The 12769-nt window shown below is 59.3% G+C and carries 15 protein-coding genes; 12 read left to right on the plus strand and 3 right to left on the minus strand.

What is annotated here, in order from left to right; genetic code table 11:
- Positions 1-24: 24 nt before the first annotated feature.
- Positions 25-279: a GlsB/YeaQ/YmgE family stress response membrane protein gene (locus tag RA27_RS13730; RefSeq protein WP_039539879.1), complete on the plus strand. Its 255-nt coding sequence runs from the start codon at positions 25-27 to the stop codon at positions 277-279.
- Positions 280-329: 50 nt separating this feature from the next.
- Here RA27_RS13730 and RA27_RS13735 read toward each other — a convergent pair whose 3' ends face one another.
- On the minus strand, positions 330-1169 hold the full coding sequence (locus RA27_RS13735; RefSeq protein ID WP_039539881.1) for a universal stress protein: 840 nt from the start codon (positions 1167-1169) through the stop codon (positions 330-332).
- Between the two features lie 193 nt (positions 1170-1362).
- Between RA27_RS13735 and ccoN the strand changes: the two genes are divergently transcribed.
- The 4 genes from ccoN to ccoP are packed head-to-tail and all read left to right on the plus strand — an operon-like array spanning position 1363 to position 4797.
- A complete protein-coding gene (ccoN, locus tag RA27_RS13740) occupies positions 1363-2970 on the plus strand; it encodes a cytochrome-c oxidase, cbb3-type subunit I (RefSeq protein ID WP_039540067.1) in 1608 nt (535 codons plus the stop codon).
- 14 nt (positions 2971-2984) lie between these two features.
- The gene (gene ccoO / locus RA27_RS13745; protein WP_039539884.1) at positions 2985-3713 is read left to right on the plus strand and encodes a cytochrome-c oxidase, cbb3-type subunit II; all 729 of its coding nucleotides are present in this window, start codon (positions 2985-2987) and stop codon (positions 3711-3713) included.
- 11 nt (positions 3714-3724) lie between these two features.
- Complete coding sequence (locus RA27_RS13750; RefSeq protein ID WP_039539887.1) at positions 3725-3937, plus strand: CcoQ/FixQ family Cbb3-type cytochrome c oxidase assembly chaperone; 213 nt, start codon at positions 3725-3727, stop codon at positions 3935-3937.
- Positions 3934-4797, plus strand: a complete 864-nt coding sequence (ccoP, locus tag RA27_RS13755) for a cytochrome-c oxidase, cbb3-type subunit III (protein WP_039539890.1) — start codon at positions 3934-3936, stop codon at positions 4795-4797. Before RA27_RS13750 ends, ccoP begins: the two co-directional genes overlap by 4 nt.
- 151 nt (positions 4798-4948) lie before the next feature.
- On the opposite strand, the gene RA27_RS24410 is transcribed toward ccoP, so the two are convergent.
- On the minus strand, positions 4949-5107 hold the full coding sequence (locus RA27_RS24410; protein ID WP_193746515.1) for a hypothetical protein: 159 nt from the start codon (positions 5105-5107) through the stop codon (positions 4949-4951).
- A gap of 100 nt (positions 5108-5207) precedes the next feature.
- Between RA27_RS24410 and RA27_RS13760 the strand changes: the two genes are divergently transcribed.
- The 7 genes from RA27_RS13760 to nusG all read left to right on the plus strand — a co-directional run bounded on the left by RA27_RS13760 (position 5208) and on the right by nusG (position 11425).
- A complete protein-coding gene (locus RA27_RS13760) occupies positions 5208-6083 on the plus strand; it encodes a LysR family transcriptional regulator (RefSeq protein ID WP_039539893.1) in 876 nt (291 codons plus the stop codon).
- A gap of 102 nt (positions 6084-6185) precedes the next feature.
- Entirely contained in the window at positions 6186-7613 is a 1428-nt protein-coding gene (gene ccoG / locus RA27_RS13765) for a cytochrome c oxidase accessory protein CcoG (protein WP_039539896.1), read from the plus strand.
- Positions 7614-7615: 2 nt separating this feature from the next.
- Positions 7616-8074 carry a FixH family protein gene (locus RA27_RS13770; protein WP_039539899.1) on the plus strand — a complete coding sequence of 153 codons (459 nt, stop codon included), beginning with the start codon at positions 7616-7618 and terminating at the stop codon, positions 8072-8074.
- Between the two features lie 4 nt (positions 8075-8078).
- On the plus strand, positions 8079-10256 hold the full coding sequence (locus RA27_RS13775) for a heavy metal translocating P-type ATPase (RefSeq protein ID WP_039539902.1): 2178 nt from the start codon (positions 8079-8081) through the stop codon (positions 10254-10256).
- A 5-nt stretch (positions 10257-10261) separates the two neighbouring features.
- Positions 10262-10420 carry a cbb3-type cytochrome oxidase assembly protein CcoS gene (gene ccoS / locus RA27_RS13780; protein ID WP_039539905.1) on the plus strand — a complete coding sequence of 53 codons (159 nt, stop codon included), beginning with the start codon at positions 10262-10264 and terminating at the stop codon, positions 10418-10420.
- An 80-nt stretch (positions 10421-10500) separates the two neighbouring features.
- On the plus strand, positions 10501-10698 hold the full coding sequence (gene secE / locus RA27_RS13785; RefSeq protein ID WP_039539907.1) for a preprotein translocase subunit SecE: 198 nt from the start codon (positions 10501-10503) through the stop codon (positions 10696-10698).
- A 193-nt stretch (positions 10699-10891) separates the two neighbouring features.
- The gene (gene nusG / locus RA27_RS13790; protein ID WP_039539910.1) at positions 10892-11425 is read left to right on the plus strand and encodes a transcription termination/antitermination protein NusG; all 534 of its coding nucleotides are present in this window, start codon (positions 10892-10894) and stop codon (positions 11423-11425) included.
- 100 nt (positions 11426-11525) lie between these two features.
- Here nusG and RA27_RS13795 read toward each other — a convergent pair whose 3' ends face one another.
- Positions 11526-12767 (minus strand): peptidoglycan-binding domain-containing protein, encoded by a 1242-nt coding sequence (locus RA27_RS13795; protein ID WP_039539912.1) that lies wholly within the window; start codon positions 12765-12767, stop codon positions 11526-11528.
- Positions 12768-12769: the final 2 nt, after the last annotated feature.

Consider the following 12769-nt stretch of genomic DNA (forward strand, 5'->3'; position numbering starts at 1 on the left):
GACCCCAATTATCAGGAGTTCACAATGGAATTCAGCGGTATTCTGGCCATGTTGTTCATCGGCGCGATTGCGGGATGGCTGTCCGGAAAGATCATGGAAGGACGCGGGTTTGGCCTGATTGGCAATATCATTGTCGGAATCGTTGGCGCATTCCTGGCAGGCACAATCTTTCCCGCCTTGGGCTTTGCGGTCGGCGGCGGTCTGATTTCGTCGATCATCTTTGCGACGATCGGCGCGGTGATTCTTCTGTTCGTGATTGGTCTGATCCGCAAGGCATAGGCAAAGCCGCCCCTCAGAGAGCGGCGGCAATGTCCGTAGCAATAGTGGTGTCAGTGGGCCAGAAAAACCGGCACTTCGGATTGTTCCAGCATATTGCGGGTTGCACCGCCCAGAATGGCCTCGCGAAAGCGCGAATGCCCGTAGGCGCCCATTACGATCATGTCGGCCTCGGTATCGGCGGCATGACGGTTGAGGATATCGGATACGCGGGTCATGGTTTTGCTGAGCACGTCGATCTCGCATTTCACACCGTGCCGCGCCAGCATCTGAGACAACATCCCACCCGGGTCTGAGCGATCCGGCCCATGACGGGGCGGATCGATGACGACGATCCGCGTGAGCTCGGCCCGTTTCAGAAATGGCAGCGCGCATCGGATGGCCCGCATTGCCTCAACGCTTTCGTTCCAGCCTACCATGACGGTTTTGGGGGATGAAATCGGCTCGACATCGTCTGGTACCAACAGAACCGGGGCATGGCCTTCGAACATGGCAGCCTCGACAATCGGTTCAGCCTCGGCATCGCGATCCTTTCCATAGGGTCGTGGCAAAATGACCAGATCCGAGAAGCGTGCGCGACGCGCGACATGTCGTCCGATATCCGCGATCTGGGCCACACCGTTTTCAGCCGACCAGCGTACACCCGAGTTGCCCAGATAATCCTGAGCGTAGGCGAGAATCTCGTCGGCCTCGGCATTGGCGCGACTCAGTGTTTCCTGCAGGATCAGTGCGTTTGCTCCGGCGTAGTAATATCCGGTCTGGCTTCGGTCGACACCAAGACACAGGGCTTCGGCATGGGCGTCCTGCGCTTCTGCCAAAGCCACCATCTGCGCCAGAACCGTTTGGGAAAGCTTGGTTTCTGTCATGACCGTAAGGAGGGATTTATATGCCACATTGACCTCGTGTTTCCGGCGCGGCCTTATTCGGGGCGCGTGTCTGTTTCTGGAAAATACCTGTCACAGAAAACAGGGGCTTGTCTTGACACAGATCAAAGCAGCAGAATTGGCCTCGCTGCATTACAGCACGCAGTCAAAAGGGTTTCGCGTGGCATGAAGAATCGCGCGGGGCATGGCAAAGGGACGCAATATGTCAAATTACATCAAGCTGATCGTGCTTGGTCTGATCACGCTATTCGCGGCGATCGCGACCAATTATGCACGGGATTTTGCGTATCAGATGCATGCGACACTGGTGATGTTCATCACTGGTGGCTTGTTCATCTGGACGCTTAGAAACACCGATGAGCCAGATATTCTTGTAGATCGCTCGGCGGAATACATGGATGACGTGATCCGCTATGGTGTGATCGCAACCGCTTTTTGGGGTGTGGTCGGGTTCCTCGCGGGAACCTTTATTGCGTTCCAGCTGGCCTTTCCCGCATTGAACTTCGAGTGGGCGCAAGGTTATATGAACTTCGGGCGTCTGCGGCCGCTGCATACATCGGCGGTCATCTTTGCCTTTGGCGGCAACGCGCTGATTGCGACGTCGTTCTATGTCGTCCAGCGTACCAGCGCGGCGCGCTTATGGGGCGGCAATCTGGCGTGGTTCGTCTTCTGGGGCTATCAGCTGTTTATCGTTCTGGCCGCGACCGGCTACCTGCTGGGTAGCACGCAGTCGAAAGAATATGCCGAACCCGAATGGTATATCGACCTGTGGCTGACCATCGTCTGGGTTGCATACCTGGCCGTCTACCTCGGCACGATCATCAAGCGGAAAGAGCCCCACATCTACGTGGCCAACTGGTTCTATCTCGCCTTCATCGTGACCGTCGCCATGCTGCACCTGGTCAACAACATGACCATTCCGGTCAGCATCTGGGGATCGAAATCGGTTATCGTCTGGTCGGGTGTACAAGACGCCATGATCCAGTGGTGGTACGGCCACAACGCTGTGGGCTTCTTCCTGACAGCGGGCTTCCTGGGCATGATGTACTATTTCATCCCGAAACAGGCCGATCGTCCGATTTTTAGCTACAAACTGTCGATCATCCACTTCTGGGCGCTGATCTTCCTGTATATCTGGGCCGGTCCGCACCACCTGCACTATACCGCGCTGCCCGATTGGGCCTCGACGCTGGGTATGGTGTTCTCGGTGATCCTGTGGATGCCTTCGTGGGGCGGTATGATCAACGGTCTGATGACCCTGTCGGGCGCATGGGACAAGCTGCGTACCGATCCGATCATCCGTATGATGGTGATCTCGGTCGGTTTCTACGGCATGTCCACTTTTGAAGGACCGATGATGTCGATCCGCGCCGTGAACAGCCTGTCACACTACACTGACTGGACCATCGGCCACGTACACTCGGGCGCGCTGGGCTGGAACGGCATGATCACCTTCGGTGCGCTGTACTTCCTGGTGCCTGTCCTGTGGAAGCGTGAGCGTCTGTACTCGCTGCAGATGGTCAGCTGGCACTTCTGGCTCGCCACCATCGGCATCGTGCTTTACGCCGCGTCGATGTGGGTCACCGGAATCATGGAAGGCCTGATGTGGCGTGAAGTGGATGCCAACGGCTTCCTGGTGAATTCGTTCGCCGACGCTGTGGCCGCCAAGTTCCCGATGTATGTGGTGCGTGCTCTGGGTGGGGTTCTGTTCCTCGCTGGCGCGGTGATCATGTGCTACAACCTGTGGATGACTGTGCGGAAAGCGCCGGCCAAAGAGGCCAGCCTGACCGTCCCGGTCCCGGCTGAATAAGGAGGGCCGGAGCAATGGCAATTCTCGACAAACACAAGATCCTCGAGACCAACGCGACCCTCCTGCTGATCTTCAGCTTTCTGGTCGTGACCATCGGTGGCATCGTTCAGATCACCCCGCTGTTCTATCTTGAGAACACCATCGAGAAGGTGGAGGGTATGCGCCCTTACACCCCTCTCGAAATGGCGGGGCGCGATATCTACATCCGCGAGGGCTGTTATGTCTGCCACAGCCAGATGATCCGCCCGATGCGGGACGAGGTCGAACGCTATGGCCACTACTCGCTGGCGGCCGAGTCGATGTATGACCACCCGTTCCAGTGGGGGTCCAAGCGTACGGGACCTGATCTGGCACGTGTCGGTGGCCGCTATTCCGACCAGTGGCATGTCGACCACCTGCGTGATCCGCAATCCGTGGTGCCGGAATCGGTGATGCCAAAATATGGCTATTTCGAAGATCGCAAGATCGATGGCAAATACATCGCCGACGTCCTGAAAGCCAACGCGCTTCTGGGGACGCCGTATACCGAAGAGATGCTTGAGAACGCTCAGGCCGACTTCCGCGCTCAGGCAGATCCTGACAGCGATTATGACGGTTTGCTGGAACGCTATGGCGACAAGGTGAACGTGCGCAACTTTGACGGCCAGCCAGAGCTGACCGAGGCCGATGCGATGATCGCTTATCTGCAGATGCTGGGCACTTTGGTCGACTTCTCGACCTTTACGCCCGATGCAAGCCGCTGAGGGAGGGTGTGATGGAAGAATATACGCTTCTCAGACAGTTTGCGGATAGCTGGATGCTTCTGGTGTTGTTCATCTTCTTTGTTGGCATCGTCATCTGGGTTTTCCGTCCCGGTGCCGGCAAGGAATACAAGGACACCGCCAATATTCCCTTCCGGCACGCTGATGCCCCAGCGCCCCTACGGGGCGACGACAAACCCGCCACATCCAAGGAGGCGCGGCAATGAGCAAGACACCTAAAAAACAGCCGGGCGATCCAAACACAACGGGCCACAGCTGGGACGGTATCGAGGAATTTGACAACCCGATGCCGCGCTGGTGGCTGTGGACCTTCTACGCCACCATTATCTGGGGTGTGATCTACACGATCCTGTATCCGGCATGGCCGCTGGTGCATTCCGCAACAGCCGGTGTGTTGGGGTGGTCCACGCGTGAAATCGTGCAGCAGGACATGGTTGCCTTTGAAGAGGCGAACGCGCCCTGGAATGCCAAACTGGTGAAAACCCCGCTGGATGACATCGCCAAGGATGCCGAACTGCAGCAATATGCGGTCAACGCGGGTGGTTCTGTGTTCCGGACCTGGTGCGCGCAGTGCCACGGCTCGGGTGCACAGGGTGCCCCCGGGTTCCCCAATCTGCTGGACGACGCATGGCTTTGGGGCGGTACCCTAGAAGACATCGAAACCACCGTGGCCCACGGCATCCGAAACGAGGAAAGCGACGATGCGCGCTATTCCGAGATGCCGGCCTTTGGTGAGATACTTGAGCACGACGAGATCACTCAGGTGGTCCAGTATGTCATGTCTCTGACCAACGCGCAGACCGACGATGCGGCGGCGCAGGCCGGTAAGGTTGTGTTCGAGGATAACTGCGTGGCCTGCCACGGTGAGGACGGAAAAGGCGATGTCTCTCAGGGCGCGCCGAACCTGACGGATGCGATCTGGCTTTATGGCGGCAGCGAAGAGGCCCTGACCGAGACGGTTACCAACAGCCGCTTTGGGGTCATGCCGGCGTGGGAAAACCGTCTGACCGATGCGCAAATTCGCGCAGTGTCCGCTTACGTCCATCAATTGGGTGGCGGTCAGTAGAGGCTAAAAGAACACCTCCGGGCGGTTTTCCGCCCGAAGGCTGAGGCACCGGCTGTTCAATCTGTTCGCGCGTTTCCAGAACAGCCGGTGCCGATTTTCCAAACAATAGGGCCGCGTCAGGCTGCGGTCCAGTCGGGTCTGCGCAGACCCGTCAGAGATTGTCCAGATCCACCCCGCGCGGGCTTTCCTTCCACCAGTGACTTTCAGGCAACCAGCGGCGTTTGCGGCGGCTCGGTTTGGGGGCCTCGCGAATGTGCGGAGCGTCGATACGCGTTGCGGTCATGAAAGATCGGGCAAAAACGTTCAGCATGGCGTGTCTCCTGTGCAATGGTGTTGCTGTCTAAAGGATTGACCTTTGACGCAGCGAATGCGACTCAATTACCGTTCCATCGTGTAAGCCGGAGTTACATATGGATTGGCTTTCTCTTCCGCCGATGGCCTCGCTCAGGTCTTTCGCGGCATTTGCTGAAAAGCGGAATGTGGTCGATGCAGGTGCCGCGTTGAACGTCAGCCACGCGGCCATTAGCCAACAGCTGCGCGTGCTCGAGAAACATCTCGGTGCGGCGCTGTTGGATCGCACGGGAAAAGCGCTGACCCTGACAGCGGAGGGAGAGCATCTGGCGCGGGCCCTGCTGCTTGGGTTTGCCGCCATCGAGGCGGCTGTGGGTGATCTGGCCAGATCCGGCCAGGATCGCCCGGTGCACGTATCGCTGACATCGTCCTTTGCGGCCTCGTGGCTGATGCCACGCCTTCCGGCCTTTCGCAAAACCCATCCCGAGGTGAATCTGATCCTCGACCCCTCTGCTGATGTGGTTGAATTGCGCCCGGGGGGTGTCGATATTGCAATTCGCTACGGTCCCGGCGGTTGGGCTGGTGTTCAGTCCGAAATGCTGTTGCAGTCGCCAGTGGTTATCGTAGCCGCCCCGAAACTGCTGGGTGGAAAGACATCCTGGACGCCGGCAGAGCTGGCGCAGTTGCCCTGGCTGGAAGAGATCGGAACCACCGAGGCGACGACCTGGCTGGCCGAACATGGCGCTGGTCCGGAACGCGGCGCGGGCCGCACCGAGCTTCCAGGGAATCTGGTATTGGATGGCTTGCGCGCTGGTCAGGGGGTTACCGTCACAGTGCGACATTTCGTCGAACATGATATCAAAGCCGGACGCATTGTAGAGCTCTATGCAGAGCCCGACACGCGCGGATACCATATAGTGACGGCAAATACGGTACTTAGACCCGCCGTCAGAACATTTGTCTCGTGGCTACGACGTCAGGCACGCGAAACGTGATAAAAGGTATCTGTACGATGCGCGTTTTGACCCATGTCAAAGTCCCTGTGCTTGTGATCTGGAAGAACGCACACTCAGAAGAGCCAGTCCCGGAGCCAGCCTGTGAGCGATTCCAACCCAACCCCCAGCCTCTACGCCGCCAGAGAGCCGATTTTTCCAAGACGGGTATCCGGTCCATTTCGGAACCTTAAGTGGATCATCATGGCGGTGACGCTGGGCATCTACTATGTGACCCCGTGGTTCAGATGGGATCGGGGGCCAAGCCTGCCGGATCAGGCGGTTCTGCTGGATCTGGCGAACCGGCGCTTTTATTTCTTCTGGATCGAAATCTGGCCACACGAGTTCTATTTCGTTGCCGGGCTTTTGATCATGGCAGGGCTGGGCTTGTTCCTGTTCACCTCGGCGTTGGGCCGGGTCTGGTGCGGTTACGCCTGTCCGCAGACGGTGTGGACCGACCTTTATATTCTCGTTGAGCGATGGATCGAAGGTGACCGTAATGCGCGCCTGCGGCTGCATCGTCAGAAAAAGCTGGATTTCCGCAAGCTGCGCCTGCGACTGACCAAATGGGTGGTCTGGTTTTTTATTGGGCTGGCGACGGGCGGCGCATGGGTTTTCTATTTTGCGGATGCGCCGACGCTGGCGCGTGATCTGGTCACCGGTAACGCGCATCCGGTCGCTTACACGACAATGCTGATTCTTACGGGTACGACGTTCTTCTTCGGGGGATTCGCGCGCGAACAGATTTGTATTTATGCCTGCCCATGGCCGCGCATTCAGGCCGCGATGATGGACGAGGATACTCTGGTCGTCGGTTACCGCGAATGGCGGGGTGAGCCGCGTGGCAAAGGCAAACGTACAGCCGATAGCGAGTTGGGCGATTGCATCGACTGTATGGCCTGCGTCAATGTCTGCCCGGTGGGGATCGACATCCGGGACGGGCAGCAGCTGGAGTGCATCACCTGCGCGCTGTGTATCGACGCCTGCGACGACATGATGGCGAAAATCGGCAAGCCACGTGGCCTGATCGACTATATGGCGCTCAGCGATGAGACACGCGAACGCGAAGGTCATCCGCCCAAGAACGTGTGGAAGCATATTCTGCGCCCACGCACGATTCTCTACACGTCTCTCTGGTCGCTGGTCGGCGTTGCACTGCTCTTTGCCCTGTTCATCCGCTCGGATATCGACCTGACTGTGGCTCCGGTGCGGAACCCGACATTCGTGACCCTCTCGGATGGCACGATCCGCAACACCTATGACGTGCGCCTGCGCAACAAGCATGGAGAGGAGCGGCCCTTTAAACTCTCGCTTGCGGGCGATCCGTCGCTGCAGGTCGAAATTGAAGGCGTCGAGGGCGATACTGTAAATGTAGCGGCAGATACGGCACAATTGACACGCGTATACATTACGGCCCTGAAAGACACTGGTCCTGCAGCTGCTGACAGCACGTCGGTCCGCATCTGGGTCGAGGATCTGGAAAGTGGCGAGCGGGCCTATAAAGACACCACGTTCAACGGACGAGGAAACTGAGAATGGCGGAACGTCAATTCACTGGCAAACACGCACTTGCAGTATTCGTCGCGGCCTTTGGCGTGATCATCGCGGTGAACCTCGTCCTGGCTTATAACGCTGTTAAGACCTTTCCGGGGCTGGAGGTGAAAAACTCGTATGTCGCCAGTCAGGAGTTCAATGAACGCCTGCGGGAGCAGCAGGCGCTGGGTTGGGAGATCAAGGCCGAGCTGACCAGGGGGCTACTGGTGTTACGCATCACCGATCAGGCCGGTTCTCCGGTGGAGGTGGCCGAGTTACAGGCCGTTGTCGGGCGCGCCACCCATGTGAAAGAGGATTTCTCGCCCGACTTTTCCTTCGACGGCATTGCCTATGCAGCCCCGGCTGCGATGGGCAAAGGCAACTGGAACATTCGCCTTGTGGCCAAAGCCAAAGACGGGTCCGAATTCGCACAGCGTGTGCCGCTGTATGTGAAGGGCTAGCGAGATGACGGCGCAAGCTACTCCAGCCAGGGCAGCCTGTCCCGGATGCATCGCGGCCCCGGCGGAACCGGCGCGTCCGGTGCCGGAGGATGTGCAGATTGCCCTGGCGCTCCCCGGTATTCACTGTTCTGCCTGTATCGCCACGGTCGAGCGCGCGTTGAACGCCCATCCCGGCGTCGAGGATGCGCGGGTTAACCTCACGCTGAAACGCGCGATGATCAAGGCGGCACCTGACACGCGTGCCACCGATCTTATCCCGGTGCTGGAACGTGCCGGATTCGAAGCGCATGAGCTGGACCCGGGTGCGCTGTCAGCCACGCAAACCGACAAGGCGGGGCGCGATCTGCTGATGCGGCTCGCAGTGGCGGGATTTGCCTCGATGAACGTGATGTTGCTGTCGGTTTCGGTCTGGTCCGGTGCCACCGATGCGACGCGCGACATGTTCCACTGGATCTCTGCCGCGATTGCGCTGCCTGCAATTGCATTTTCGGCCCAACCCTTCTTTGCCAACGCCTGGAGCGCTCTGCGCGTGCGTCGCCTGAACATGGATGTGCCGATTGTGCTGGCGATCCTCTTGGCTCTGATCACGTCGCTTTGGGAAACCGCGCTCAGCGGTGAACATGCTTATTTCGATGCGGCTTTGACCCTGACGTTCTTCCTGCTTGCGGGCAGGTATCTGGACTATCGCACCCGTGCTGCGGCGCGTTCGGCCGCCGAAGAACTAACCGCGCTGGAGGTTCCGCGCGCCATCCGGCTGACGGATGGGGCCGAGGAGGAAGTGGCCGTCGCCAGCCTAAGCGTGGGCGATCTGATTTTGGTGCGCCCCGGCGGGCGTATGCCCGTGGATGGCGAAATCATCTCGGGCCAGTCCGAGTTGGACCGGTCGCTGCTGACCGGGGAAACCCTCCCGGTCTTTGCCGAGGCCGGGCTGAGCGTCAGCGCTGGTGAGGTCAACCTGACCGGCCCCCTGACGGTCCGCGCGACGGCGGTGGGCGAGGATACCTCGCTGCACCGTATGGCCGATCTGGTGGCAATCGCTGAATCGGGCCGGTCACGCTATACCTCGCTGGCAGACAAGGCGGCCAAGCTCTATGCGCCGGGGGTGCATATCCTTTCAGCGCTCAGCTTTCTGGGGTGGTATATCTATTCGGGCGATATTCGTACCGCGCTGAACATCGCCGCTGCTGTGCTGATCATTACCTGCCCATGTGCCTTGGGTTTGGCGGTGCCGGCTGTGACCACTGCGGCCTCGGGTCGGTTGTTCCGCAACGGGATGCTGATCAAACATGCCACCGCTTTGGAGCGCTTGGCCGAAGTGGACACGGTGGTATTTGACAAGACGGGCACACTTACGTCGGGGACGCCCGAGTTGACCGATCTTGGTGATCATTCACGCAGCGATCTGGAAATCGCGCTGGCTTTGGCCGAGGCGTCTTCACATCCCTTGTCGCTGGCCCTTTCCATGGCCGTACGCGAAGCCGGGATCAAACCCGCCGCCCTGCGCGACATCGTCGAAGTGCCGGGCTATGGCACCGAAGGATTCTACCGCGATCAGCGCGTCCGGCTGGGCCGTGCGGTATGGGTCGGCGGAGAGGACGGTGAGCAGACCGCAGCCTGGCTTGCGATCGGGTCGCGGCCACCGTTGCGCTTTACCTTCACGGACAGCCTGCGTGCAGGAGCCGCCGAGGCCATTGCGGCGTTCCGCGCTACGGGCAAAGAGGTCATCCTGATTTCCGGAGACACACAAGGTGCGGTGCGGGCGCTCGCGGCAAAGCTGGGAATTGAAAACTGGATCGCTCAGGCCTTGCCGCAGGACAAAGCCGCAAAGGTGCAGGAACTCAGCGATCAGGGACGGCACGTTCTGATGGTTGGTGACGGGCTGAACGATACGGCGGCGCTGGCTGCGGCGCATGTGTCTATTTCTCCGGCCTCAGCCCTGGATGCGGCGCGCGTTGCGTCAGACATTGTGCTGTTGGGCAACGACCTGTCCCCGATTGCCGAGGCCTGCGATACCGCAGTCAAGGCGACGCGCCGGATTCGTGAGAACTTCCGCATCGCCACCGTCTACAACGTGATCGCCGTGCCTTTGGCCGTCGCCGGGCTGGCCACTCCGCTAATCGCAGCCTTGGCGATGTCGACCTCGTCGATTACGGTATCGCTGAACGCCCTGCGGCTGAGGTGACCCCCATGGAAGTGCTTGCCTATCTGATCCCGATTTCCCTGCTGTTGGGCGGGGTTGGTCTGGTTGCGTTTATCTACACCGTTCGCTCGAACCAGTATGAGGACCCCGAAGGCGATGCGCGCCGTATCCTCAGCGACCAATGGGACGACCGCCCCAAGCCCTGACAGGGGCGTCAACAGCCCTTGAAATTGCCGCAATGCCCGGCTATGTCCGGCCCATCCGCTAGCAGAGAGATTTTAGCCTCATGGCAACCTTAAACCCGATCCAGTTCATTCAGCAGGTCCGCGCCGAAGTCTCGAAGGTCGTCTGGCCGACCCGGCGAGAGGTGCTTCTGACCACGGTCATGGTGTTCATCATGGCGGCACTGACGGCTGTGTTCTTTGCGCTGGTTGATCTTGGAATCAAAGGCGGGCTGCACATGATTCTGGGTGCGTTCAGCTAAGCCCGTTCGGGGCCGGTGGATATACCATTGCCCTCTTGCACAGCGCGCCGTGTCAGAGTAGTTGACACGGAACTATTCGGAATGGGCGTGCGGCGATTCGAGCTGCGCGCCGCTTTTTATTCCGGGTGACGTGACAGAATTTCAATTATGGGCGTGACCCGTCACGCCAAAGGCAAACAAGGACGACAGGTTCATGGCGAAACGGTGGTACTCGGTCAGCGTTCTTTCGAATTTCGAAAAGAAGATCGCAGAGCAGATCCGCACGTCGGTGGCTGAACAGGGCCTTGAGGACGATATCGACGAAGTTCTGGTGCCCACCGAAGAGGTGATCGAAGTGCGCCGGGGTAAGAAGGTCACGACCGAGCGACGCTTCATGCCCGGTTACGTTCTGGTGCACATGGAAATGTCCGATCAGGGCTATCACCTGATCAACTCGATCAACCGCGTCACCGGTTTTCTGGGCCCTCAGGGTCGCCCGATGCCGATGCGCGACGCCGAGGTGAACCAGATCCTCAACCGCGTTCAGGAAGGTGAAGAAGCGCCCAAGCTTATGATCACCTTCGAGGTCGGCGAGAAGGTCAAGGTCAACGACGGCCCGTTCGAGGATTTCGACGGCATGGTGGAAGGCGTGGACGACGAGAACCAGAAACTGAAGGTTTCGGTTTCGATCTTTGGTCGCGAAACCCCGGTCGAGTTGGACTTTACGCAAGTTACCAAGCAGAGCTGAGAAAGCTTCTCGCGAAATTTGAAACGCCGCGTTGCAACGGTCAGCGCGGCGTTATTTTTGTTTCAACCCCAATGATGTCGCTACTGCTTTGCGTATCGACCTATCGCGCCTGAACCATCGCCGCGCGCAAGAGTTGCGGGCGGTCAGTCTGGGACGGCAAGAAGACAGCTTGCGATCCGGCGTCCAGCGCCGACAGGCTCGCGTCATACCACTGCATCGCAAGATCGCGGCGTTCCTGCACTCCGAAGCCTTCGCGCAGGTGGTGTCCGATCAGCTCTCCGTAGGCGGGCTCTCCCATCGCGACCAGCATCAGCGCCGAGCCAACTGCGGTATCCATGTTGTCCTGACGGTAGCCAATGGCCAGGCAAACTTTACTTGTCGCGGCAAGATCGTTGGGGCTCAGTCCTGAATCCAGCGCCAGCTTACGCATCTGAGTTTCAGCGTCAGCTTTTGAGCTTAGAGATAGAGCATCAACTTGTGGCGCCAACATTTCACCATACGAGTCGCATTGGGCGGATACCTGATCCGGTGTCAGCCCTTGAACATCCTGAATCAGATCCTCTCCGCGCGCCATCGCATAGCTGCGGGCAAGGCAGAACTGTTCGCTGAGCGCAAAATCGGCATCCGTCATATTCGACAGGGTTGTATAGCCACCGTTGGTCGATGTTTGTAGCATCACCCCGCTGCAGCGATTGGCCAGCGACGGGCCGCCGGTTCCGCCCGAGAACAGGCTCGGCAGGCTGGAGGAAGCTGCCTCAGTGGTGGTGGCCTCAGGCTCCGGCTCCTGAGCTTGAGGGACCGCAACCGGAATGGTTGGTGTAGGCGCTTGCGCCGGTGCCTGAGGCGCAGCAGCCAAAGCAGAACCGGTTTGGACCTGTCGGCGGTAGGCCATCAGAAGCGGTTGGCCCGAGAGCTGGGTAGTGGCTTGCCCTCCGCTGATCGCCCAGTAGTAGGCCTGCATCAGAAAATCGCGCTGATAGGGTTGGAAGTCATAGCCGCTCACTGGATAGCCCATAGAGACCTGATAGCGTTCGATCGCTGACCGCGTGCCGCGACCAACCTGACCGTCAACCCTCCCGGCGTTGTAACCAAAATAATTGAGCGCCGTCTGGGTCTGTGCACCTTGTGCGGTAGACGGGATGCCCGGACGGTAAGTGCGCGTGGTCGTTGATCTCGTTCGGGCCTGCTGCTTCTTCTGCTGATCCCTGCCAATTGCGTACCCTATGACGCCTCCAACGACGGCACCGCCCAGAATTTCGCCAGCGTCCGCGCGTGCCGCCTGCGGCGAGGATGTCGCGAAGGAGAGCGCGATCCCAAGTGTTACAAGGAAACGAATGATCATAA

It is taken from the genome of Ruegeria sp. ANG-R (assembly GCF_000813985.1).
Lineage (GTDB): Bacteria > Pseudomonadota > Alphaproteobacteria > Rhodobacterales > Rhodobacteraceae > Ruegeria.

Excerpts from the sequence above, each read along its gene's own strand:
- RA27_RS24410 (WP_193746515.1), bottom strand. The coding sequence starts at position 5,107 with ATGCTGAACGTTTTTGCCCGATCTTTCATGACCGCAACGCGTATCGAC.
- ccoO (WP_039539884.1), top strand. The coding sequence starts at position 2,985 with ATGGCAATTCTCGACAAACACAAGATCCTCGAGACCAACGCGACCCTC.
- secE (WP_039539907.1), top strand. The coding sequence starts at position 10,501 with ATGGCAACCTTAAACCCGATCCAGTTCATTCAGCAGGTCCGCGCCGAA.
- nusG (WP_039539910.1), top strand. The coding sequence starts at position 10,892 with ATGGCGAAACGGTGGTACTCGGTCAGCGTTCTTTCGAATTTCGAAAAG.
- RA27_RS13770 (WP_039539899.1), top strand. The coding sequence starts at position 7,616 with ATGGCGGAACGTCAATTCACTGGCAAACACGCACTTGCAGTATTCGTC.
- RA27_RS13730 (WP_039539879.1), top strand. The coding sequence starts at position 25 with ATGGAATTCAGCGGTATTCTGGCCATGTTGTTCATCGGCGCGATTGCG.
- ccoS (WP_039539905.1), top strand. The coding sequence starts at position 10,262 with ATGGAAGTGCTTGCCTATCTGATCCCGATTTCCCTGCTGTTGGGCGGG.
- RA27_RS13775 (WP_039539902.1), top strand. The coding sequence starts at position 8,079 with ATGACGGCGCAAGCTACTCCAGCCAGGGCAGCCTGTCCCGGATGCATC.
- ccoP (WP_039539890.1), top strand. The coding sequence starts at position 3,934 with ATGAGCAAGACACCTAAAAAACAGCCGGGCGATCCAAACACAACGGGC.
- RA27_RS13795 (WP_039539912.1), bottom strand. The coding sequence starts at position 12,767 with ATGATCATTCGTTTCCTTGTAACACTTGGGATCGCGCTCTCCTTCGCG.
- ccoN (WP_039540067.1), top strand. The coding sequence starts at position 1,363 with ATGTCAAATTACATCAAGCTGATCGTGCTTGGTCTGATCACGCTATTC.
- RA27_RS13750 (WP_039539887.1), top strand. The coding sequence starts at position 3,725 with ATGGAAGAATATACGCTTCTCAGACAGTTTGCGGATAGCTGGATGCTT.
- RA27_RS13760 (WP_039539893.1), top strand. The coding sequence starts at position 5,208 with ATGGATTGGCTTTCTCTTCCGCCGATGGCCTCGCTCAGGTCTTTCGCG.